This is a genomic window from Salinibaculum sp. SYNS191 (assembly GCF_037338445.1).
GTDB lineage: Archaea > Halobacteriota > Halobacteria > Halobacteriales > Haloarculaceae > Salinibaculum > Salinibaculum marinum.
Genome location: NZ_CP147838.1, coordinates 3,546,543 through 3,567,006 on the forward strand (window position 1 = coordinate 3,546,543; position 20,464 = coordinate 3,567,006).

Below are 20,464 nucleotides of genomic sequence, written 5' to 3' on the forward strand. Positions count from 1 at the left end.
GAGAGTGTCCGGTAGCACGTATAAGTGCCTGTCGACTAAAACATCGACGGTTGTCGAAACACTCGAAAAATACTCATGCGGTTTTAAATCAAATCCAGAGAGAGTTAGATTCGGGTTTTCACCTCAATTACTACACCAACCCGGCGGATTGGGATTGCTGCACGCCGGGCTTTCGCCGCCACTTCCGCCACCACCACCATCTCCGGGGGGAACCCCTGACTTCGTCACAGTGAACTTATTGGATTGCGTGTCGGCGTCCCCGCGGCTGAAGCCGGCCGTGTAGGTCGCTATCGAGTCCGGTCCCATGTCTGCGCTCACTCCCGTCACTTCGATTTCGATCGTGTCGCCGCTCACGTCGTTGGGACCGGCAGTATAGTAGATGTTTGCTTCTTCTCCGCCCTGTTCCACGAACTGAGCACTCCCGCTACCAGTGACTGCATTCGCGCTGCTGCTCCCGTATTTCACCTTCGGTGGTGAGCCGCTCGATTTCTGTGCATCACTCAGATCTATCGTTACACGCTCGCCTTGTTCGATGTCAGAGTCGAGCGTGAACGTCAGCGTCTGCTTACTGTCACTGTCAGTGAAGTTCGAAGCTGAGACACTCACAAACCCGGACTCTCCGTTGTCGAATGCCACCTTGAAATCGGTGTTTTTCGAACTACCATCACTTCTCGTGAAGTTGACCGTATAGGGGTTGCTCTGCTTGGCTGGTTCTTCGGCAGTCACAGACTTCAGTCTGATTCGAACGGGGTCACTATCACCGTCTCCCTCTGCGAGATACGTTATCGTCTTCCCGTTATTTTCGACGTTGTCGATTTGTCCGCTTCCCTCGATGACTTCCTGACTTGCCGACCCGTAGCTAACTTGCGTCCCGTCCACTTGGAGATCGATTGTGACAGTTTCCCCTGCAGGAAGGGTCCCCTCCGGCGCAAACATCACCGTCTGGTACTGTGCGTTCGCGTACGGAAGGATGGAAGTGACGGAGATATCACCGAACCCTGGTGTCCCACCGAATGAAACCACTTGGCTCGTCCGTCGCGTCGCTCCGTCGTTGTCGGTCACGTCCAGATGAACTGTATAGTCCCCCTCGGAGTCGTAACTGTGCGTCGGCGCCTCGCCGGAGCCGGTCGTCCCATCGCCGAAGTCCCAGTCGTAACTGTCGATGGTTCCGTCGGGGTCAGAGGATCCAGTTGCGTCGAAATCCACCTGATCACCCGGATTGGGGTTCACCGGGGTGTAGGTGAAACTGGCGTTCGGGGCTTCGTTGTAGATACGGACCGTCTTCGTCAGGTTCGCCACGCGGCCGTCCGCGGCCGTGACGGTCAGGTTCACCGCGTACGACCCGTTTTGGGTGTAGCTGTGGGTCGCCGTCTCGCCGGATGCGGTCGTCCCGTCGCCGAACTCCCAGGCGTAACTCGTGATGGTACTCCCTGCGACTGTGCTCTCGCTGGCGTCGAACGTGACGGTCTCGTCTTCTTTCGGATATCTGGGAGAGGTACTGAAGCGAGCGGCGATGGTGACCGTAATGGGAACGGTCGTCGTGTCGACGATGGCGTTTGCCTTCTCGTCGACGAGGAGGACGGTCATCCGGTCGCCGGTGATGCCGTGTGTTCGCTGCCACTCGTCTCCCGGTTCGAATCGCGTCGCGTCGTCCCCGCTCCGCTGAGTGAACGTCTCGAGCGGATACCGCTCGCTGTTCGTGCCACGGAGGATGACCGTCACGTCAGAGACGGCGAGTTTCTCACCGCCCATGTGCTGGACGGTGACCTGCTGTGTCGTCGCGTTTGCGCCGATGTCCACGAGCGGGTCCGCTGCTGCTTGCGAACTGAGATTCGAGACGGAGACGGTCCCGACTGCGACGGACAGTATCACGATAATTCCGGTGAGCAGAATGACGCCGATTAGCTCTGATTGCCCACGAACACCTCTGTCCATCGCTGAATATGGCCGTATGTCGGTGGAGGGGATTCAAATACGTTCCGCCACTGCGGAAAACCACGGTTTTGAAGCCGGGTGTAGATACCGTGCCCGACGTCGCGTGTCGGTTTCGGGAGACCTGGCCTTCGATGTGTCGTCGTCACTCACAGCGGGTACCGACATTTATATACTCCCCTCTGTCCTGATTCGGATATGGGATTTCGCGGCGACGACCGTGCCGTCTCGAACGTCATCGGCGCGGTCCTGATTTTCGCGACCCTCATCGTTTTACTCTCGATTTATCAGTCTCAGGTGGTCCCCGCTCAGAACCGGGCCGCTGAGTTCGAACACAGCAACGGCGTGCAGGACGACATGGTCGAACTCAGGAACGCCCTCCTCACCGCAAAGACCGCCGGTCGGACGACCTTCGCCGAGGTCGACCTCGGGACCAGGTACCAGACCCGCATACTCGCGGTCAATCCGCCACCAGCCAGCGGAAGACTTGAGACATCAGACCCGCGTCCGATAGCGGTCTCTGCCGGAGGCTCCACGCCGAATATCTGTCCGAGTGGGGGGACGATTCAGACGCGAACGCTCAGGTTCAAGCCAGGGTACAACGTCTACCAGAATGCACCCGACGTCGTCTACGAGAATACCGTTCTGTACCTCGATTTCGGTGACCGACAGATTCCGTTGACTGACGAGCAACTCGTCACGAACGACGGGAACGCCGTCGACATCACACCGCTCAACACGAGCCTCGATTTGGAAGGGCTGGACACGGTGAGCGTCGAACCCGTTCCCGGTGCGGTTCGGGAGCGGGAACTCACCGACGCGACCGTCACGCTCCCGACGAACCTCAGCCAGAGCACGTGGCGAGACCTGCTCGCAGAGGACTTGCCGGCGTCGAACGTGACCGTCTCGGACGGGAACCTGACGCTACAAACGGGCGGCGAAATAAGCGTCGCCTGTTCGCCGCTCGGTCTCAACGAGGCTCCGGCAGGTGGAGAGCGCTCGGACTCCACGCTCGATATCAATCCAGCGGGTCCGAACGACGTGGAACTCCGCGACGTCTCCCGGTCCGGTAACGAAATCACTGCACAGTTCAACAACACCGCAGACCGGAATACGAACTTCACTGCAGTCCGGATGCCGTTCGCGTTCGTCGCCAAATCTAACGTCGACGCCGCCGATGTCGACCCCTACGACGTCATCAATGGGAACACCTCACAGACGGTCAAGAACAATCTGGAGATTACGGGACCCCTGACGCCACTGGATACCGACATCGAACTGGCGGGCAACAGGACGAGAACGGACGTGACCTTTGCGTTCGACAACGGCGGCCAGAGCGACTTCAATCAGGGCGGCTTCTTCGTCGTCACTGTCGAGTTTACGAACGGTGCGACGGGAACGTACTTCCTCGAAATCCCCGACTGATCTGTCGCTCTACGCCTCGTCTTCTTCCTCGACGACTTCGGGGTCGCTCATGGCCGTCTGGAGGCTGTCGAGTCCGTTGACCCACTCGGCGACGAAGCCGAAGTCGAGTTCCTCGGCCATGCCGATGTCCATCTCCTTGCCGTCGATGATGAGGGTGCCGGCCTGGACGCAGTATCCCAGCGCGGCGTCGAGGTCGTCTTCGGCCTCGGCGTCGCCGGCGGCCTGGACGTACTCCTCGATGGTGCCCTCGTCGGCGGGCCCGCTGGCGAGGTACTCCTCGGCCGCGTAGAAGACGCACATCAGCGACGTCTGGACGCCGTCGACGAGCATCGCCTTCTCCTCGTCGTCGAAGGTCACCTCGTCGAGGACGACTTCCTCGATGTCGCCCAGTTCGGAGAGCGCGGTCTCCTCGTCCAGGTCGTCGTCGTCGTGGTCGGTGAGTATCTTCGCCACTGCGATGGCCGTGTCGTCCTGCAGATTCAACAGCAGGCGGGCGGAATCCTCGTCCTCGGGGTCGACTTCCTCCTCGCGAATCCTGTCCAGCCAGTTCTGCCAGCGTTCCTCTGTGTAGTATTCCCCCGGCGGGTTGCTCATATTCCTCCGTATGCGCCTCGGGGGTTATGACTTTCGCACCCGCCTTTTCTCCCGGTCGGCCTGGCTTACATCGGGTCCCGCGCACGCGAGTCGCTGTCGAACCACCGGGCGTCCGCCGCTGAGCGTGGCTTCCCGTCGCCCTGGCGCGGACGAATGCGACTCGCAACAACCTGGGTGGCAAGTGACTCTGCTGGTACGAACCTGGCTGCCAGTCGGCGTCATTCTGCAATAACGGTTAATCCCGTAAGTGCGCCTTACTTCGAGTAAGCCGAGACACATGCTCCGTGACCGCTTCGCCGCCGTCGGGTCCCGCCTCCTGTCCGCCGCTGGCCGCACCAGTAAACGGACCGTCCAGGGGTGTGCCTTCTGGACCGCGGCCCTGCTCCCGCTCGGCTACGTCCCGCTGCTTTTCGTGGGCTCCTCGCGACTCGCCAGCCTGTCGATCGTCGGCAAACTCGTGGCGATAAACGTCGTCGCGGTCCTCGTGGGCCACGGCTACGCCACCGAGGAACCCGACGACGGGTCCTAGCGCCGCCCGCGAGACCCGTTACGCCTGCCAGCGCGCCGACAGCCACTCGCCGACGTCTCTCACGACGTCTTCCGAGACGTGACCTGGCCTGGTGTACTCCTCCGGGCTGGACTGTCCCTCGCCGGGAACGAACAGGTGGTTCAGCGACGGATACGTCTCGACGGTCGCGTTCTCGACTCCCAAGAGCCCGTCCCGCCAGCCCTGGACGTCCGCCTGTGTCACCTGGTAGTCGCGCTCGCCGAAGAGGACGAGAACGGGGACGTCCAGTTGCCGGGCGGTCGCGATGGCGTCGTACTCCTGCAGGCTCTGCCAGTAGGCCCGACCCCCGCCGAGCACCGTCTCGCCCTCGGGGATGTCCAGGTCGGCGATGCGCTGGGCGGCGGCGGTCACCTCGTCGATGCGCGCCTGCTCGGCGTCGGTGACGGTCCCGTCGAGTTCGGCCAGGTAGCGCGTCTGCTGGACGTACAGTTCGTGGAGCGGCCGCGCCGACGGGGCCAGGAGGACGACGCCGGGGACGTTCTCCGCGCGGGCGGCGACGCGGGGTGCCAGCACCGCCCCGAGGCTGTGCCCGACGACGGCGGTGCGCTGCGGGTCGGCCCCGTCCGCGTTCCGCAGCGTCCGGATAGCGGCGAGCGCGTCGTCCGTGTACTCGTCGTCGATGTCCAGCCCCGTCGAGGACACGTCACAGACGGCCGTGCGCTTGGTGTACCGCAGCGACGACGCCCCGTCGGTGCTGGCGACGCCCCAGGTGAGGTCTCTGTACGGCCTGTTGGGGCCGAGCGACCCGTCGAGGTCCGTCGGTCCGGAGCCACCGAGCAGGACGAAACTCGGGACGCCCGAGCCGTCGGTCCCGGTCGCGCTGGCGGGCACGGTCACCTCGCCGGGCAGGCCGCAGGCGCTGTCGACGGTCACGCTCGTCGTGGCGATGGCGTCCCGGTCGACGTACGCCGGCGGCGACCACGGCTCGTCGGGGGTCGCCTCGACGAACTGCAAGCCGGCGACCCGTCCCTGACCGTCGAAGACGACGCGGACGCCCCGCAGCGCCTCGGTGAACTGGACGACCACGACGACGGCCTCGAAGCCGCTGACAGTCGTCTGGCGGGTCCCCTCGATGGCGACGACGCTCCCGAATTGCTGTCGGGCACCGTTCCAGGCGCCCTCCAGCGTCGACGCGCCGACGCCGGACTGGGGCGCGAACATCGCTGCCGCCGACTCGTACTCGCCGGCGTCCAGCCGCCGAACGAGCGTCCGTGCGCGCTCGTCGATGTCGACGTCCGGCGTGGCGGTCGGCGTCTCCTCTGGCGTCTCTGTCGCGGTCGGCGTTCCCGTCGCCGTCGGTGTCGTCGTCGGCGTCGCCGTCGAATCGGCCGCCTGTCCGCACCCCGCCAGGCCGCCGGCGGCGACGAGGCCCAGCGTCCGCAGCAGCGACCGACGGGTCCGCTCGGTCATCGCCGCTCCTCCGGCTGGACGGGTCTCTGGTGGTCGGGAACGATTCGGGCGGTACTGATGGAGGTCGTATCTGTCATGGTGGGTCCAACTCCGGGCGCGTCCGTGACGGTTGTCACTGCGACGCCAAAAATCGACCGGAACAGCTCGCAGCAGGCCTCAGGCGTCCGTTCCGTCCAGCGTCGCCTGCGTGTCGATGCCGTAGACGCGCGCCGGCGTCTCGACGTGGGCCCGCCGCATCTCCGCCTCGTAGCCCTCCTCGACGAGCCACTCGACGCGCTTGGGGACCGTCTTCGGCCCCAGCACCGCGCCCGGCCGGTCCGGGTCGTCGATGTAGTCCGTCTCCATCATGAACGGTCGGTCCCGCTCGCAGGCCTCCAGCAGGTCGTCCTCGTTGGCGATGACGCTCGGAATCGGGCCGGTGACGGCCCCGCCCGAGAAGTGCTTGACGACGCGCTCGCGCTGGAGACCGCGGTCCTCCGCCCACTCGGTCAGCTCGGTGAAGTCCTCGCCGCCCTCGGTGTGGAGCTGGACGGCACAGCCCGTCTCCGCGCCGAGTTCGAAGGCGTAGCGCATCACCTCGTTCGAGGCGTCCCAGACGTCGTCGTCGACGTCGTAGTGGGGGCGGCCGCTCTTTATCGCCAGCGCCGGCCCGCCGGCGACGAAGTCGGCCGCCACGTCCAGACCGTCCTGCATCAGGTCGCGGGCCTCCGCCGGCGTGTAGCCGCGGTCGACGAGCTGGGAGATGAGCGCCGGGTGGACGCCCAGCACCGGCCAGGCGCGGCCGTCGAGCACTTCGCTCGCCTCCTCGGTCACGTCGACGGTTATCTCGAACGTCTCGCGGAAGCCGTCGACGTCGTCCACGTCGCCGACGAGGTGCCAGGACGGCTTGTTCAGCACGAGCAGGTGGGTCCCGCCGCGGCCCGCGAACTCCTCGGCAGCCTCGACGCCGCGGCCGTTGACGGGGTCTAAGTGCATGTGGTCGTCCAGAATCGGCTCGAACGCGGTCATGACTACACGTCCGGCAGCGCGGCGCAAAAGCGGTTCGTCTCAGTTTTCCATCGTGACGGCGCGCTGGGCCGCGTTGCGCAACGCGTCCGAGCGGCCGTACGCGCCCGGCGCGATGGCGACGGTCTTCGCGCCCTCCCGCGCCGCGTGTTCGAGGACGGGCTTGAAGTCGGCGTCCCGCGAGGCGACGACGAGGACGTCGATGGCCCCGTCCGCGACCGCCGCGGTGGCGTCGACGGCCATCCGCACGTCCACGTCGCCGCTGGTGGTGACGACGTCGTATCCCCGCGCCTCGGCGGCCTGGATGAGTTTCGGCGTCGCGTGCTCGTCGAGGTACAGCCGGGTGATGGCGAGCGGGCCGTCCTCCGCGGCGATTGCGCGCAGGTCGTCCAGGTCCACGTCGAACTCGTCGCGGAGGACGTTCGGCCCGTCGACGAACAGCCCTACCCGCGTCCGGCCGTCCCCGAACAACCTGTCGAGCAGTCCCATGCGTCCACTTTACCGCCGGGTGGCTTATCGCTGACGCACGGCCGTCGAGTCCGGGGAGTCCACCGAGGTGTAGTCAGGGCCACAGCCGGCCGACGTACTGGGCGTCGACTGGCTGGCCCGCCCGTTCGACCAGCCGGTCGACGCGGTCCTCGACGGGCGGGTGCGTCGAGAACAGCCGACGGAGGCTGTCGTCCTGCTCGTCGCCGTGGATGTACAGCAACGACCGCAACCCCCAGGTCGGGTCCGTCGCCCGCTGTATCTTCGACAGCGCCCGCGCCAGCGCGACGGGCTTGCCGGTGACCTCCGCGGCGCGCTCGTCGGCCCTGAACTCCCGCCGGCGCGAGTACGCCAGGAAGGCGAGCGTCGCGACGCTCAACAGGACGCCCACCAGCATCTCGACGCCGCGGCGGAGCCGACCCGCCAGTCCGGGTCGCCTGTCCGTCGGTCGCCCGCGTACCCAGGCCAGCGCCCGGTCTGTGCCGTGCAACACGAGAACGAGCGGGAGCAGGAACAGCGACAGGAGGCCGGCCAGACTCCGCATCGTGCTGACTGCCAGCGTCTGGAGGAACGTGTCGTAGGTCTCCATGTGCGCGAGTTCGTGCGCGAGAATCCCCTCCAGTTCGTCGATGGTCAACAGCCCCAGCAGCGAGCGGTCGACGACGAGGGTCCCGCGCCGGGGGCCACCGAGCGACAGCGCGTTCGGCGCGCCGAGGTCCGCGACCAGCAGCGGCGGCGGTGTGACGTCCATCTCTCCACAGAGGCGGTCGAGGCGACGGTAGACCTCGGGCGCTCGTGACCGCGGCAGTTCGCGGACGTGCAACCCGCCGAGCAGGCGGGCCGTTCCGAACCGGTAGCTCAGATAGCCCGCGACGACGGTCAACGCCGCGACGATGCCCAGCGCCGTCAGCAGGTCCGGGGGTTCGGCGAACAGCCACGAGAGCAGGAGGTAGCCGCCGATGGCGGCGCTGCCGTAGACGACGAACACCGCGATGCCGACCAGGGCCATCAGCGCCCGCACCCAGAACCTGCGCATGTCCGGCGGTACGTCGTGGCGGTCAAAACGAGTACCGGTCAGGTGGCGATTTGATATCGCAACATGGAGTTTAAATCCCTCCTCGGGCTGTGCGTCCCACAGACTTAGGACGCCGGCGAGCGACGCTACGGGCATGGACCTCCGGGAACCGCCCCTGCGCGACACACACGACGACGCCGGGGCACAGTTCACCGACTTCGGCGGCTGGGAGATGCCGGTCGAGTTCGACTCCATCCGCACGGAACACGCCGCCGTCCGAGAGTCGGTCGGGAAGTTCGACGTCTCGCACATGGGCGAGATAGCTGTCTCCGGCCCCGACGCCACGGCGCTTTTGAACCGGCTGACGACCAACGACGTGGCCGCGCTCGACCCCGGCGAGGCACAGTACGCCGCCATCACCGACGCGGACGGCATCATGCTCGACGACACCGTCGTCTACAACCTCCCCGCGGGCGCGGACGCGGAGTACCTGTTCGTGCCCAACGCCGGCCACGACGGTGAGATGTACGAGCGCTGGGTGGCCCACCGCGAGGAGTGGGGGCTGGACGCGACCGTCGAGAACCGCACGACGGCGTACGCGATTATTGCCGTCCAGGGGCCGGACGCTCCCGACCTGCTCGGCGGGGTGACGGACGTCGACCTCGCCGACATGGCCCGGTTCGACATCTCCGCGGGGGACGTCGCCGGCGTCGACTCCCTCGTCGCCCGGACGGGCTACACCGGCGAGCACGGCTTCGAACTGCTCTGTCCGTGGGACGACGCCGAGACCGTCTGGTCGGCGCTGGAGTGCCAGCCCTGCGGTCTCGGTGCCCGGGACACCCTGCGTCTCGAGATGGGGTTCCTGCTCTCCGGGCAGGACTTCCACCCCGAGGACAACCCGCGGACGCCCTACGAGGCGGACATCGGGTTCGTCGTGAAACTCGACACCGAGTTCGTCGGCCGCGATGCCCTCGAAGGAATCTCCGTCGAGGGCCACGAGTCGGAACTGGTCGGGCTGACGCTGGTCGACCGCGGCGTGCCCCGCCACGGCTACGACGTGACGACACCCGACGGCGACCACCTCGGGACGGTGACCAGCGGGACGATGAGTCCGACGCTTGGCGAGGCCATCGCGCTGGCGTACCTGCCGGTCGAGTACGCCGAACCGGACCGGTCGGTCCGCGTGGTCATCCGCGGCGAACCGAAGAAAGCACGTACCACCGCGACGCCATTTCTCTCATGAGCTTCGAGATTCCCGACGACCTGCGCTACCTGGCCTCTCACGAGTGGGTGCGCCAGCAAGACGGCACGGTCCGCGTCGGCATCAGCGACTTCGCACAGGACGAACTCGGCGACGTGGTCTTCGTCGAACTCCCGGACGAGGGCGACGAGTTCGACGCCGAGGAGAGTTTCGGCGTCGTCGAGTCCATCAAGGCGGTCTCCGATATCTACGCCCCCGTCGGCGGGACCGTCACCGCGACGAACGAGCAATTGCTGGACGAACCGGAGCTCGTCAACGACGACCCCTACGGCGAGGGCTGGATGATAGAGCTGGAGACCGACGCCGACCTCGACGACCTGCTATCACCCGACGAGTACCGCGAGCAGATAGCGTAAGTCGGCTGTTTTCGTCGGTTTCGCTGAAGAGAAGGGTCACTGCCGTTGCCGTGGGATAAACTCCATTCCGCTATATCGAATCGGTGCGGAGGTCGCGACCGGGGCTCTCGACGTATCGCGAGTCTGTCCCAGAAACGTATCCCTATTCCTCAGTAGGACTCAGCATACCTCTCCTTTCAAAATGAAAGGTGTAACAAGCATAACCGTCCAGCGCTCCTCCAGTAAAGAGTTACACATGGATATCTCAGAGACTCTTTCGACAAAGTTCACGGAGTTCGACATCGGCACACCGCTCTCGAAGGTCGCTGGGGCATTCGAGAATCAAGAACTCGACGCCGTCGTCGTAACGGACGGCGACGAGTATCGCGGCGTCGTTAGTCGCCGACAGCTAGCGTCCTCGTCCAACCAGCCGTCTGCGAAGGTCGGCTCACAGGTACAGCACGTCCCGACGGTCGACCGCACCGAGGATGTTCGCGAGGTCGCGCGGTTCATGATCGGTAGCGACGCCAAAACGCTCCCCGTACTCGACGACGGCCGCGTCGTCGGTGTGGTGACTGGCGATGCCGTCCTCGAAGCCGTGCGTCCGTTTCTCGACGCAGCGACCGTTGACGACGCCTACACGACAGAGCTGATCAGTGCGAGCCCCGAAACCACGATCGGGAAAGCACTCAATCTCAGTACCTCACAAGGTGTCGCCAGCTAACCCGATCTGAGCTCACCAGTCTGTCCTGATGAGCCGTTAGTAGCGAGCAAGTGACGCTGGGAAAAGAGGGAGCTGTCGCTGTCGGCGGCGGTCAGCCGCCGACGCGACAGCGTCGCCACTCACGTGGAGGCGTGCTCGGTCGGTGACTACCGGTGGAACCGGTCGTCAGGTGGCCGGTTTGCGGGGACGGCCCGACGCGTCGCGAGGGCCGTCCACGCTGCCCGACACATCATCCTGATGAACTCCGTGAACGGCCACTTCCAGAGGCGACGCCCGCCACGGCGGGGCGTCGCCACAAACTCCCAGTGCAGATACCGCCACACGTTCTGTAGGAGCAGGCTCACTACGACGTACAACAGCCGTACGACCGGATTCTGCGTTGTGGTCGTCGCAATACTTTGTTCGGAGAGCCGATAACTGGCCTCGATACCGAAGCGTTTGGCGTAGTGGTATCGGGCTTCACGTGGCGTGTCAATGAACGGCGCGTCAGCGGCGTAGCCGTGACGCGCCACCCCGTGTTCGTCGTATCGCCCGTTCTGGTAGGTACAGTCGATATAGACGGGAAACTCGACGGTCCAGCTGTGACCGTCGAGTTTCGCCGTCAGATCGTGTTGGATGACACGGCTCCATCCTTCCGAGAGGACCTGCTTGATCTTCTTTCCCCACCGGACGATCGGCATCACGTAGGCGTGGTTGTGTACCTGAAGCAGCGTGAGACACTTGCTATCGTAGAATTCGCGGTCGAGATAGACGGCCTTGACGCTGAGGTCAAGGCCGTCAAGAATTCCGAGAAACGCTGCGAGGACAGTGCTGGCGGTGTCGCCGTCGACGAGACGGCGCACCGCCAGCGTGTAGCGTTTGTTCTTCACACGCGCGTAGAGTGTCGCGTAGGCGTGGAACGCGGTGGTTCCACGCTTGGCTTCTGAATGATAGAGGCCGTCTGTCTCGTCTTCGTCACCGTAGTAGGGCCGCAGGTGGAGGTCGGCGACGACCTCCACCTGCTCGGGAAGGATCTCCAGCACGTCCTTCTGGAGAAGCGCGTTCCCAACTCGTTCAACGGACGCAAGGTCGAATTTCTCGCGGAGATGGTACAGAACCGTGTTTTTGTGGGGTGAATCGTCACTGGATTCACAGAGTTCGGAGATTGAGGTCCCGTCGGCGCAGGCGCCGACGAGGACCTCGTAGATGTCTTCAGTATCGATTTCTGCGTTGCTACCGAGGCTGAGCCCTACTTCCTCGTCAAGCTGGTTGACGAGGAAGTTAAGGAGCTGGTCCTCGTGGATTTCACCGTCTGCTTGCTGGGTATTGGACACACCGTCAGCAAGCAGACGTCTCAACTAACCGGCTTTGTGAAGTACTGAATCTGCTTCGAGACGCCGGAATCGCCCATCTCCCGGTCGTCGACGGGAAGGACCTCGTGGGAATGCTGAGCCTGTACGACGTCATCGAGTTCACGACGCGGGGCGGCAACAAGAGCCAGGGCGGGTCGTCGAGTGGCTTCGGTGGTCGCGGCGGCGGTGGACAGAACCGTGGCGGGTTCGGCGCGCGCGAGGGCGACGCCGACCGTATGCTCGATCTTCCGGTACGGAACCTGATGTCCGACGCAGTCGCGACGGTCGAGCGGAGCGCACCGCTCGACGCGGTGGTCGAGACGATGTTCGAGCGGGAAATCTCCTCGCTCGTCGTCACGGCCGACGACACCGAGGAGCCGGTCGGTATCATCACGAAGACGGACGTCATCGAGGCGCTCACCTGGGAGCGCGACGACCGGAACGCCGTGCAGGTGTTCGGGCTCGACCTGCTGGAGGGCATGGACTACGATGATGTCGCCGCGCTGATCGAGGGCATGACCACGAAATACGGCGAGATGAGCGTCATCAAGGCCAGCATCGAACTCCAGGAGCACAAGGAACAGAGCCGGGGTGTGCCGCTGGTGCTGGCACGAATCCGGCTGGTCACCGACCGCGGCTACTTCACTGCCGATGGGGAGGGGTACGGTGCCTCCCACGCCCTCCGTCTCGCGGCGAATGCCGTCGAACGCCAGCTTCTCAAGGGCAAGACCTACGGCCAGTCGAAAAAGCATCCGGATACAGACGAGCAGGAACAGCTCTACGGTTGGTGGCTTGGTGGCTGAATACACGAAGTCCGGCCCACATCTCGATGGCCTCTCCGTCGCTGGGCATTTTTTCAGTCGCAGGTTCCCGGGCCAGTAGGCGACCCGCACGTAACCTGAGTCGGGGCCTAACTCCGCGTTTGACGGATGAACTCGTCGAGTTCTCTTTCGATGAGTGTCGCAACCCGTTCACTGTATTGCCAGAGTGCGGCATTGAGTCGCTCTTCGGTCTCGTCGTCGAGTTCGTCAGCCCCCCGAAGGACGGAGTCTTTGGTTATCTGGGGGTGATAGACGCAGACCACGCCGAGTGAGGTTTTCGAACCAGCGGCCCCAGGCGTGTGGATTCCGTACTGATCGGTTCCCCAGACACCATCGCCACCCTCTCGCTCCATCTCGGAGTCGAGCGCGTCGAGCAGTTGTATCTCTTCGGGGGGGAGGATGGGATCGTCACCCTCGAACAGTTCAGCGTACGCCTCCATCCGGGCCTTTTTCGTCCACTGGTCCAACCGGGAACGCGCCCGAATGACGAGCTGTCGTTCGTCTGGAAGCTCGGTCATACTCCTAGGTGGACGGCTGGGGCAATCAACGTTCGTGCGGTGGCTCTGCTCAGTGCATGTCCAGGCACGAAGCGGCGAACCGAACGCGAGCGGGGTCTGGCCGGGCGGCGACCCAGACCTGTTCGCGAAACCGAACGCTGATACTTTCGGCAGGAGTAGAGCCCGCTATCTCACCCCACCATGAGCGATAATCGACGCGGCAGCCCGTATGCGCCGCACACGGCAGAGGACCGGGGGGCGATGCTCGACGCGCTCGGGGTCGACAGCGAGGCCGCGCTGTTCGACATCCCCGAGCCGGTCGCGTTCGACGGCGAGTTCGGCATCGAAGCGCGGAGCGAGCAGCGGGTCACCGAGGAGGTCGGCCGCCTGCTCGGCCGCAACGACGACCTCGTGGAGTTTCTGGGCCGCGGGCACTACGACCACTACGTCCCGTCGCTGGTCGACCACCTGGCCGACCGCCAGGAGTTTCTCACCTCCTACACCCAGTACCAGCCCGAAATCGCCCAGGGCTTCCTGCAGGCCCTGTTCGAGTACCAGTCGATGCTGGTCGAACTGACGGGGCTGGACGTGGCGAACTGCTCGGTCTACGACGCCGCGACGGCACTCGGCGAGGCCGCCACGCTCGCCGCGCGGGTCCGGGCGACCAGCGGGTCTCGCGTGCTCGTCCCCGAGTTGATGCGCGCGGAGAAGCGGTCGGTGCTGGAGAACTACACCGAGGGCGCAGAGTTGACCGTCGACACCTACCCGATGGACGACGGGAACGTCGACACCGCCGCCCTCGCCGACGCGATGGCCGACGACGCGGTGATGGTCTACGCCGAGACGCCGACGGTCCGGGGCACCATCGAGGAGCACCTGGACGCGGTCGGTGACCTCGCAGACGACCACGACGCGCTGTTCTGTCTCGGCACCGACCCCGTCGCGCTCGCCCTGCTGGAACGCCCGGCCGACGTGGGCGCAGACGTGGTCGTCGGCGACGCCGCGACGCTCGGCGTCGGGTCGGCCTACGGCATGGGACTTGGCCTCTTCGTCACCCGCGAGGAGTTCCTCCGGCAGGTCCCCGGCCGACTCGTCGGGGCCGGCGAGGACGCGACCGGCCGGCGCGCGTACACGCTGACGCTGCAGACCCGCGAACAGCACATCCGCAAGGAGCGCGCGACGAGCAACATCTGCACGAACCAGGCGTGGGTCGCCCTGCGGACCGCGATGCACGTCGCCAGCCTCGGTCCCGACGGGCTGGTCGACCTGGCCGAGAACGCGGTGGTCCGCGCCCGCGAGACGGCCGACAGGTTCAACGACGTGCCCGGCGTGCAGGCACCGGCCCACGACCGCCACCACTTCCGGGAGTTCGTCGCGCACGTCGACCAGCCGGCGGAGGCAGTCGTCGCGGACCTCGCCGCCGAGGGCTACGCGGTCCACGCCGTCGGCGAACACTACATCCAGATTTGCGTGACCGAGACAAACGAGCACGCCGTCGACGGCCTCGTCGCGGCGATGGAGGTGGCGGCGAAATGAACTACGACCAGGCCCGCTGGTCGGAGGCCGACCGGTACGAGCCACTGCTCTCCGAGAAGGACACCACGACGGTCGACGTCGAGGACTCGCCGCTGCCCGACGACCTGACGCGGGATTCGCTCTCCCTGCCGGCGCTGTCGGAACCAGAACTGGCCCGCCACTACACCCGGCTCTCGCAGATGAACTACGGCGTCGAGAGCGGTCCGTTCCCCCTCGGCTCCTGTACGATGAAGTACAACCCCAAGTTCACGGAGGACCTGGCAGCGCTCCCCGCGGCGGGGGTCCATCCCGACCGCGACGAGCGGACCGTCCAGGGCGTCCTCGGCGTCATGCACGGCCTGCAGGACTACCTGGCGCGCATCGGCGGGATGGACGCGGTGACGCTGCAACCGCCGGCCGGCGCGGCCGGGGAGTTCGCCGGCGTCCTCGTCGCCAAGGCCTACCACGAGCACAACGGCGAGGACCGTTCGGAGGTCGTTATCCCCGACAGCGCCCACGGCACGAACTTCGCCAGCGCGGCGATGGCCGGCTTCGACGTGGTCGAACTGCCGAGCGCGGAAGACGGCCGCGTCAACCTCGATGCCTTGGAGGCTGCGGTCGGTGGGGACACCGCGGCGCTGATGCTGACCAACCCCAACACCCTCGGGCTGTTCGAGCGCGACATCGAGACCATCGCCGAGATGGTCCACGACGCCGGCGGCCTGCTGTACTACGACGGCGCGAACCTCAACGCCCTGCTCGGACAGGCCCGCCCCGGCGACATGGGTTTCGACGTCATGCACTACAACGTCCACAAGACGTTCGCGACGCCCCACGGCGGCGGCGGCCCCGGTGCCGGCCCGGTCGGCGTCGTCTCCGACCTCGCACCCTTCCTGCCCGCGCCCCGGGTCAGGCAGACGGACGAGGGGCACTTCGAGCGGTTCGACCCCGAGCACACCATCGGCAAGGTCCACGGATTCTCCGGGAACTGGCCGGTCCTGCTGAAGGCCTACGGCTACATCGCCCGCCTGGGCGACGAGGGGCTGGCCGACGCCGCGGCGACGGCGGTGCTGAACGCGAACTACCTCGCCGAGCAAATCGAGTACGACGTCCCGTTCGGACCGTTCCACCACGAGTTCGTCGCCAGCGCGGGCGAGCAGGACGCCGCCGACGTGGCGAAGCGGATGCTCGACTACGGCGTCCACCCGCCGACGACGAAGTGGCCGGAAATCGTCGACGAGGCGCTGATGACTGAACCGACGGAGGTGGAGACGAAGCGCTCGCTGGACCAGCTGGCAGAGGCGTTCGACGCGGTGGCCGGCGAGGACGACGAGACGCTCGAATCGGCCCCCTCCTCGACCGCCGCCCGGCGCATCGACCAGGTGGCGGCCGCCCGCACGCCCCGGCTCTCGTGGCAGGCGCTCGACGAGTAGTCTACGGGTACCGTTTCGGGGCGCGTGTCTGCGCCGGACCGCGAGTCGTCTACTCTCCGACGGCCGTCTCGATGCGGTCGGCGAGGTCGGTGTAGTGCTCGGTCCCCGCGCCCTTGCGGATGAAGCCGGTGACGCCGGCCGCCTCGGCAGCGGCCGCGGTGTCGGCGTCGTCGGCGGCCGTCAGCAGGAAGAAGGGGAGGTCGCCGTCGTGGTCCCCGACGGCGTCGTACAGTTCCAGGCCGTCCATCTCGGGCATCCGGTAGTCGCTGACGACGCAGTCGACGTCCTCTGTTCGGATTCTGTCGAGCGCGGTGTTCGCGCTGGACTCGGGGAGGGCGGTTATCGCGTCGCTCTCGCGCTCCAGGAACGTCACGGTGAGGTCGAGGACGTCCTGGTCCTCGTCGACGACGAGCACGCGGATGTCGCTCCCCATGGCCGCTTCAGGCGGCCTCCGCACCCGTGTCGACGGCTCCGTCGATGCGGACGAAACCGTAGTCACACTCCGAACAGTGCCACTTCTCCTTTCGCCCGAGGTGCATCTCCGTACTCGCGGCCTTCCAGAAGGTCCGCGTCTCGCCACAGTGCGGACACTCGTGTTCCATCTCTAGCGCCATGGGCAGGGGTTCGTCCCCGTCTCAATTTAAATTACGGGTTTACGCCGTCAGCCGACACCCGCCCGGAGAGTTATGGGCACCGGCCACGTCGTGTCTTCCATGGCACGACAGACGACCACCTGCGAGGCCTGTGGCTACCGGGTTCGGTGGGACCCGGAGACCCGGGCCGGGCCGACAGTGTTCTTCGAGAAGGGGTTGTGCCCGAGTTGCGGTCGGTCGTTCGAGGACCGCGCCCCGGTGTCGGCCCGGCGCGGGAAGAAGCGGCGCTGACGGGCGACCAGGTTGCAGGATGCGGTAGCCATTTACCGCCCCCAGCGTACGTCCCCAGTATGCAGACTGTCATCCTCGCCGCCGGCGAGGGAACACGGATGCGCCCCCTGACAGAGACGACGCCGAAGCCGATGCTCCCGGTCGCTGACCGCCCGCTGGCGGCCCACACCGCCGACGTCGCCGTCGAGGCGGGTGCGTCAGAACTCGTCTTCGTCGTCGGCTACGAGGCCGACGCGGTCCGGGCGTACTTCGGCGACGAGTATCGCGGTGTCCCGGTCACCTACGCCGTCCAGGAGACACAGGCCGGCACCGCCGACGCCGTCCGTGCCGCGCGCCCGCACCTCGACGGCGACTTCGCGGTGCTCAACGGCGACAACCTCTACGACGGCGATAGCATCGCCGCGCTGTTCGACGACGGCCCCGCTATCGCGGCCCGCCGCGTCGACGACCCGTCCAGCTACGGCGTCCTCTCGACGGAGGGGGACCGCGTGACCGGCATCGTCGAGAAGCCCGCGGACCCGCCGACGGACCTCGCCAACGCCGGCGCGTACGTCTTCCCCGACGCCGCCCGGGAGTGGCTGGACGTGCCCGAATCCGAACGCGGCGAGTACGAAATCACCGACGTCGTCGCCCGCGTCGTCGACGCCTTCGACGTCACCGCCGTCGAACTCGACCGCTGGCTCGACGTCGGTCGGCCCTGGGAACTGCTGGCGGCCAACGAGTGGAAACTGGGCGAGATGGAGCGCGACGTCGCGGGCGACGTGGCCGCGGACGCCGACCTCCGGGGGACGGTGGTCGTCCAGCAGGGCGCGACGGTCGAACCCGGCGTCGTCGTCGAGGGACCGGTCCTGATTCGGTCCGGCGCGGAGGTGGGGCCCAACGCCTACGTCCGCGGCGCGACGATGCTCGGCGAGGACGTGCACGTCGGCCAGAGCGTGGAACTGAAAAACACCGTCGTCCGCGAGGGCACGAACGTCCCCCACCTCTCCTACGTCGGGGACAGCGTCCTCGGGCGCGAGGCCAACCTCGGCGCGGGGACGACGGTGGCGAACCTCCGCCACGACGACGAACCGGTGCGCCTGACGGTCAAGGGCGAGCGCGTCTCCACGGGTCGCCGGAAGTTCGGAATCGTCGTCGGCGACGGCGCGAAGACGGGCATCGACACGACCCTGAACGCCGGCGTCACGCTGTCGACGGGCGCGCGGACCCGGCCCGGCGAGACGGTGACGCGGGACCGCTAGGCGGCGACCTATCCCCGCCGGACAATCGTGAAGGATGGGCGTCGATATATGGGATTAAGTAGGGGCATCACGAGGTAGCAACCAAGATGGTTGACCCGACTTCGGACCTCGGAGAGGACGTCTCCGAGGAGGACGCACCCGCGTGTGCCACCTGTGGCGCGACGATTCTCGACAGTCCGCGCCACCGTGTCATCACGTGGATAGACAGTGGCGAGGTACAGAGCGCGCACTTCTGCGACGACGACTGCCGGATGGACTGGGACGGCGAGTAGCCCGCGGCCGCCCCTCGACGTCGGGTCCCCTCTCTTGCTCTCCGCCGGATTGCGTCTACCAGCCCCGCGCTTCCGCGACGAGACCGGTCGCCGCCAGCAGCAACGCCAGCAGCACGCTCGCGAGCTGTGCCTCGCCGAACCAGAAGGGGAGTTCCGGGACCGCCGCGTGCGCGATAAAGGTCAGCTCCGTCAGCACGGGAATGTCGCCCGTGGCCGTGGGCGCGATGGTTCCGTTCCCCACGGCCGAGGGCGCGCCGACCGGCTCCGCGGTCGGCAGCCGGTCGGCCTCGTAGGGGGTCCGCAGGGTCGACGCCGCCCAGACCAGCCTGCCGCGCTGGTCCACCTCGACGACGCGGCTGTTGAACGTATCCGTGATGAGCGTGTGGCCGTTCGGGAGCCGGTCCGCGTCCCGGGGCCAGTCGAAGCGGAGGTTCCCCGTGCCGTAGAGGGTCCAGACCCGTTCCCACGTCCCGTTGTCGGTCCGCGCGAGTTCGACTATCCGGTCGTTGTCGCTGTCGGCGACGAGGACGGAGCCGTCGGCGAGCCACTGGGGGTTGTGCTGGTGGGAGAGCAGGTCGGGGTCGCCACAGCGGACGTCGCCGTCGCCGTCGGTGTCCCGCAGTTGCGAGCCCCGCGTGCAGTCACCGTCGTCGCTGTCGTCGCGGTCCTCGTTGATGACCTCCACGACGCCCGCTCCGCGCTCGACGACCAGAATCTGGTTGGCGTTGCGCACCGAGACGAGAAAGCGGTCCTCGCCGATGTAGTCCACGTCGTTGATGTGCAGCCAGTCGGTCGTCGTCGGGTCGTCGGGCGCGTCGTAGAAGGAACTGGCTCGCCACTCCCAGACGATTTCGCCCTCGTCTCTGACGAAGATTCGCTCGTACTCCATGTCGGAGACGACGACGCTGCCGTCGGGCAGCGGCGTGGCCGCGTGGACCTCGCTGTTGGTCGTCGAGCGGACCGGGTAGCTGTACTCGCCGACCACGCGGGGTCCGTCGGGGTCGATGAGCCGGTAGCCGGTGTGCGTACAGGGCGAGTCGTAGGGGCCACAGTCGCTGTAGCCACTCTGCATGAACCCGGCGAGGAGCGTCCCGTTCGGGAGCCGTTCGACGTCGAAGTAGCTCTCGGCGCTTCCCTCGCGCCAGACAGTGTCCGACCCGTTCATCAGGTAGACGCTGCCATCCTGGTGGAGTCCAGGCCCGCCTCCCTGCGAGCCGACCAGCGTCAACTGGCCCGCGCCGCCGCCAGTCCCGATGGCTGGGGCGGCGACTGCGCTGAGGCTCATGCTCACGACCAGCACCACAGCTCCGGCAGCCAGTAACCGCGTCGACCAGCATTCGAACCGCATTGTCATTCCCCTCGGTGACGACCGGCTTTATCCCTGCGGTCTGCTAGCCGGCGGGCCGACGCGAAAGACACAGGCCCGTCCGGGCCAAACGGCGGGTATGGAACTCGGTTCGCGGAGGGCGTTCGCACTCGTCGTGCTCGTCGGCGTCGCGGGGACCGGCATCGCCGTCCGACTGGTCAACGCGGCGGGGTACTCCCTGCTGGGCTCGGCCGTGTGGGCCATCGGCTACGGCACCACCGTCTTCGTCCTCTGGTACGGCTGGGTCCGCCCGCTCGACCTCACCGGCCAGACGAGCCCCGCCGCAGACCGGGGCGAGGACGCGCCCCCCGAACCGACCGACGGCGACGCGACGACCGACGGCGAGTGA

Annotated in this window: 21 protein-coding genes and 3 pseudogenes; 12 read left to right on the forward strand and 12 right to left on the reverse strand. The window is 66.4% G+C overall.

Features of this window, described 5'->3' with window-relative positions; genetic code table 11:
- Positions 1-123: 123 nt before the first annotated feature.
- Together WDJ57_RS18395 and WDJ57_RS21685 are read right to left on the reverse strand one after the other, a co-directional pair.
- On the reverse strand, positions 124-1,872 hold the full coding sequence (locus tag WDJ57_RS18395; protein ID WP_338902411.1) for a PKD domain-containing protein: 1,749 nt from the start codon (positions 1,870-1,872) through the stop codon (positions 124-126).
- A gap of 6 nt (positions 1,873-1,878) precedes the next feature.
- Positions 1,879-1,935 (reverse strand): annotated as a pseudogene (locus WDJ57_RS21685) (hypothetical protein); the annotation flags it as partial.
- Between the two features lie 195 nt (positions 1,936-2,130).
- On the opposite strand from WDJ57_RS21685, the gene WDJ57_RS18400 reads away from it, so the two are divergent.
- Complete coding sequence (locus tag WDJ57_RS18400) at positions 2,131-3,357, forward strand: hypothetical protein (protein WP_338902412.1); 1,227 nt, start codon at positions 2,131-2,133, stop codon at positions 3,355-3,357.
- A gap of 9 nt (positions 3,358-3,366) precedes the next feature.
- Here the strand turns inward: WDJ57_RS18400 and WDJ57_RS18405 are convergent, their stop codons facing one another.
- Positions 3,367-3,951 (reverse strand): DUF2150 family protein, encoded by a 585-nt coding sequence (locus WDJ57_RS18405; RefSeq protein WP_338902413.1) that lies wholly within the window; start codon positions 3,949-3,951, stop codon positions 3,367-3,369.
- A 277-nt stretch (positions 3,952-4,228) separates the two neighbouring features.
- Between WDJ57_RS18405 and WDJ57_RS18410 the strand changes: the two genes are divergently transcribed.
- Positions 4,229-4,480 (forward strand): hypothetical protein, encoded by a 252-nt coding sequence (locus tag WDJ57_RS18410; RefSeq protein WP_338902414.1) that lies wholly within the window; start codon positions 4,229-4,231, stop codon positions 4,478-4,480.
- Positions 4,481-4,498: 18 nt separating this feature from the next.
- On the opposite strand, the gene WDJ57_RS18415 is transcribed toward WDJ57_RS18410, so the two are convergent.
- The 4 genes from WDJ57_RS18415 to WDJ57_RS18430 form a co-directional block, all read right to left on the reverse strand.
- Positions 4,499-5,929, reverse strand: a complete 1,431-nt coding sequence (locus tag WDJ57_RS18415) for an alpha/beta fold hydrolase (RefSeq protein WP_338902415.1) — start codon at positions 5,927-5,929, stop codon at positions 4,499-4,501.
- Between the two features lie 156 nt (positions 5,930-6,085).
- Positions 6,086-6,937, reverse strand: a complete 852-nt coding sequence (locus WDJ57_RS18420; protein ID WP_338902416.1) for a TatD family hydrolase — start codon at positions 6,935-6,937, stop codon at positions 6,086-6,088.
- A gap of 39 nt (positions 6,938-6,976) precedes the next feature.
- Positions 6,977-7,423 carry an NYN domain-containing protein gene (locus tag WDJ57_RS18425; protein ID WP_338902418.1) on the reverse strand — a complete coding sequence of 149 codons (447 nt, stop codon included), beginning with the start codon at positions 7,421-7,423 and terminating at the stop codon, positions 6,977-6,979.
- 73 nt (positions 7,424-7,496) lie between these two features.
- The gene (locus WDJ57_RS18430; protein WP_338902419.1) at positions 7,497-8,456 is read right to left on the reverse strand and encodes a M48 family metalloprotease; all 960 of its coding nucleotides are present in this window, start codon (positions 8,454-8,456) and stop codon (positions 7,497-7,499) included.
- Between the two features lie 133 nt (positions 8,457-8,589).
- On the opposite strand from WDJ57_RS18430, the gene gcvT reads away from it, so the two are divergent.
- The 3 genes and pseudogenes from gcvT to WDJ57_RS18445 all read left to right on the forward strand — a co-directional run.
- Entirely contained in the window at positions 8,590-9,678 is a 1,089-nt protein-coding gene (gene gcvT, locus WDJ57_RS18435) for a glycine cleavage system aminomethyltransferase GcvT (RefSeq protein WP_338902420.1), read from the forward strand.
- The gene (gene gcvH, locus WDJ57_RS18440; protein WP_338902421.1) at positions 9,675-10,052 is read left to right on the forward strand and encodes a glycine cleavage system protein GcvH; all 378 of its coding nucleotides are present in this window, start codon (positions 9,675-9,677) and stop codon (positions 10,050-10,052) included. Before gcvT ends, gcvH begins: the two co-directional genes overlap by 4 nt.
- Positions 10,053-10,287: 235 nt before the next feature.
- Positions 10,288-10,749, forward strand: a pseudogene (locus WDJ57_RS18445) (CBS domain-containing protein); the annotation flags it as partial.
- Positions 10,750-10,901: 152 nt separating this feature from the next.
- Here the strand turns inward: WDJ57_RS18445 and WDJ57_RS18450 are convergent.
- Entirely contained in the window at positions 10,902-12,068 is a 1,167-nt protein-coding gene (locus WDJ57_RS18450) for an ISH3 family transposase (RefSeq protein ID WP_338901937.1), read from the reverse strand.
- 38 nt (positions 12,069-12,106) lie between these two features.
- Here WDJ57_RS18450 and WDJ57_RS18455 point away from each other — a divergent pair.
- Positions 12,107-12,889, forward strand: a pseudogene (locus WDJ57_RS18455) (CBS domain-containing protein); the annotation flags it as partial.
- Between the two features lie 107 nt (positions 12,890-12,996).
- On the opposite strand, the gene WDJ57_RS18460 reads toward WDJ57_RS18455, so the two are convergent.
- Positions 12,997-13,425 (reverse strand): DUF7539 family protein, encoded by a 429-nt coding sequence (locus tag WDJ57_RS18460; protein WP_338902424.1) that lies wholly within the window; start codon positions 13,423-13,425, stop codon positions 12,997-12,999.
- Between the two features lie 180 nt (positions 13,426-13,605).
- Between WDJ57_RS18460 and gcvPA the strand changes: the two genes are divergently transcribed.
- Together gcvPA and gcvPB are read left to right on the forward strand one after the other, a co-directional pair.
- Positions 13,606-14,940: an aminomethyl-transferring glycine dehydrogenase subunit GcvPA gene (gene gcvPA / locus WDJ57_RS18465; RefSeq protein WP_338902425.1), complete on the forward strand. Its 1,335-nt coding sequence runs from the start codon at positions 13,606-13,608 to the stop codon at positions 14,938-14,940.
- Positions 14,937-16,352 (forward strand): aminomethyl-transferring glycine dehydrogenase subunit GcvPB, encoded by a 1,416-nt coding sequence (gene gcvPB, locus WDJ57_RS18470; RefSeq protein WP_338902426.1) that lies wholly within the window; start codon positions 14,937-14,939, stop codon positions 16,350-16,352. Before gcvPA ends, gcvPB begins: the two co-directional genes overlap by 4 nt.
- Positions 16,353-16,401: 49 nt before the next feature.
- Here the strand turns inward: gcvPB and WDJ57_RS18475 are convergent, their stop codons facing one another.
- Positions 16,402-16,785, reverse strand: coding sequence for a response regulator (locus WDJ57_RS18475; protein WP_338902427.1), 384 nt, complete (start codon positions 16,783-16,785; stop codon positions 16,402-16,404).
- Positions 16,786-16,792: 7 nt separating this feature from the next.
- Positions 16,793-16,966 carry a hypothetical protein gene (locus tag WDJ57_RS18480; protein ID WP_338902428.1) on the reverse strand — a complete coding sequence of 58 codons (174 nt, stop codon included), beginning with the start codon at positions 16,964-16,966 and terminating at the stop codon, positions 16,793-16,795.
- Positions 16,967-17,065: 99 nt separating this feature from the next.
- On the opposite strand from WDJ57_RS18480, the gene WDJ57_RS18485 reads away from it, so the two are divergent.
- From WDJ57_RS18485 to WDJ57_RS18495, 3 genes are all read left to right on the forward strand, one after another.
- Positions 17,066-17,236: a hypothetical protein gene (locus tag WDJ57_RS18485; protein ID WP_338902430.1), complete on the forward strand. Its 171-nt coding sequence runs from the start codon at positions 17,066-17,068 to the stop codon at positions 17,234-17,236.
- Positions 17,237-17,295: 59 nt separating this feature from the next.
- Positions 17,296-18,477: a bifunctional sugar-1-phosphate nucleotidylyltransferase/acetyltransferase gene (glmU, locus tag WDJ57_RS18490; protein ID WP_338902431.1), complete on the forward strand. Its 1,182-nt coding sequence runs from the start codon at positions 17,296-17,298 to the stop codon at positions 18,475-18,477.
- An 86-nt stretch (positions 18,478-18,563) separates the two neighbouring features.
- Positions 18,564-18,749, forward strand: a complete 186-nt coding sequence (locus WDJ57_RS18495; protein ID WP_338902432.1) for a DUF7576 family protein — start codon at positions 18,564-18,566, stop codon at positions 18,747-18,749.
- A gap of 55 nt (positions 18,750-18,804) precedes the next feature.
- On the opposite strand, the gene WDJ57_RS18500 is transcribed toward WDJ57_RS18495, so the two are convergent.
- A complete protein-coding gene (locus WDJ57_RS18500) occupies positions 18,805-20,034 on the reverse strand; it encodes an aryl-sulfate sulfotransferase (RefSeq protein WP_338902434.1) in 1,230 nt (409 codons plus the stop codon).
- 160 nt (positions 20,035-20,194) lie between these two features.
- Between WDJ57_RS18500 and WDJ57_RS18505 the strand changes: the two genes are divergently transcribed.
- Positions 20,195-20,464 carry a hypothetical protein gene (locus WDJ57_RS18505; RefSeq protein WP_338902435.1) on the forward strand — a complete coding sequence of 90 codons (270 nt, stop codon included), beginning with the start codon at positions 20,195-20,197 and terminating at the stop codon, positions 20,462-20,464.

Coding starts and splice junctions, on each gene's coding strand:
- WDJ57_RS18415 (WP_338902415.1), bottom strand. CDS start 5,929: ATGACCGAGCGGACCCGTCGGTCGCTGCTGCGGACGCTGGGCCTCGTC.
- WDJ57_RS18485 (WP_338902430.1), top strand. CDS start 17,066: ATGGCACGACAGACGACCACCTGCGAGGCCTGTGGCTACCGGGTTCGG.
- WDJ57_RS18405 (WP_338902413.1), bottom strand. CDS start 3,951: ATGAGCAACCCGCCGGGGGAATACTACACAGAGGAACGCTGGCAGAAC.
- gcvPB (WP_338902426.1), top strand. CDS start 14,937: ATGAACTACGACCAGGCCCGCTGGTCGGAGGCCGACCGGTACGAGCCA.
- gcvT (WP_338902420.1), top strand. CDS start 8,590: ATGGACCTCCGGGAACCGCCCCTGCGCGACACACACGACGACGCCGGG.
- gcvH (WP_338902421.1), top strand. CDS start 9,675: ATGAGCTTCGAGATTCCCGACGACCTGCGCTACCTGGCCTCTCACGAG.
- WDJ57_RS18475 (WP_338902427.1), bottom strand. CDS start 16,785: ATGGGGAGCGACATCCGCGTGCTCGTCGTCGACGAGGACCAGGACGTC.
- WDJ57_RS18500 (WP_338902434.1), bottom strand. CDS start 20,034: ATGAGCCTCAGCGCAGTCGCCGCCCCAGCCATCGGGACTGGCGGCGGC.
- WDJ57_RS18480 (WP_338902428.1), bottom strand. CDS start 16,966: ATGGCGCTAGAGATGGAACACGAGTGTCCGCACTGTGGCGAGACGCGG.
- WDJ57_RS18430 (WP_338902419.1), bottom strand. CDS start 8,456: ATGCGCAGGTTCTGGGTGCGGGCGCTGATGGCCCTGGTCGGCATCGCG.
- WDJ57_RS18495 (WP_338902432.1), top strand. CDS start 18,564: ATGGTTGACCCGACTTCGGACCTCGGAGAGGACGTCTCCGAGGAGGAC.
- gcvPA (WP_338902425.1), top strand. CDS start 13,606: ATGAGCGATAATCGACGCGGCAGCCCGTATGCGCCGCACACGGCAGAG.
- WDJ57_RS18505 (WP_338902435.1), top strand. CDS start 20,195: ATGGAACTCGGTTCGCGGAGGGCGTTCGCACTCGTCGTGCTCGTCGGC.
- glmU (WP_338902431.1), top strand. CDS start 17,296: ATGCAGACTGTCATCCTCGCCGCCGGCGAGGGAACACGGATGCGCCCC.
- WDJ57_RS18400 (WP_338902412.1), top strand. CDS start 2,131: ATGGGATTTCGCGGCGACGACCGTGCCGTCTCGAACGTCATCGGCGCG.
- WDJ57_RS18460 (WP_338902424.1), bottom strand. CDS start 13,425: ATGACCGAGCTTCCAGACGAACGACAGCTCGTCATTCGGGCGCGTTCC.
- WDJ57_RS18425 (WP_338902418.1), bottom strand. CDS start 7,423: ATGGGACTGCTCGACAGGTTGTTCGGGGACGGCCGGACGCGGGTAGGG.
- WDJ57_RS18420 (WP_338902416.1), bottom strand. CDS start 6,937: ATGACCGCGTTCGAGCCGATTCTGGACGACCACATGCACTTAGACCCC.
- WDJ57_RS18410 (WP_338902414.1), top strand. CDS start 4,229: ATGCTCCGTGACCGCTTCGCCGCCGTCGGGTCCCGCCTCCTGTCCGCC.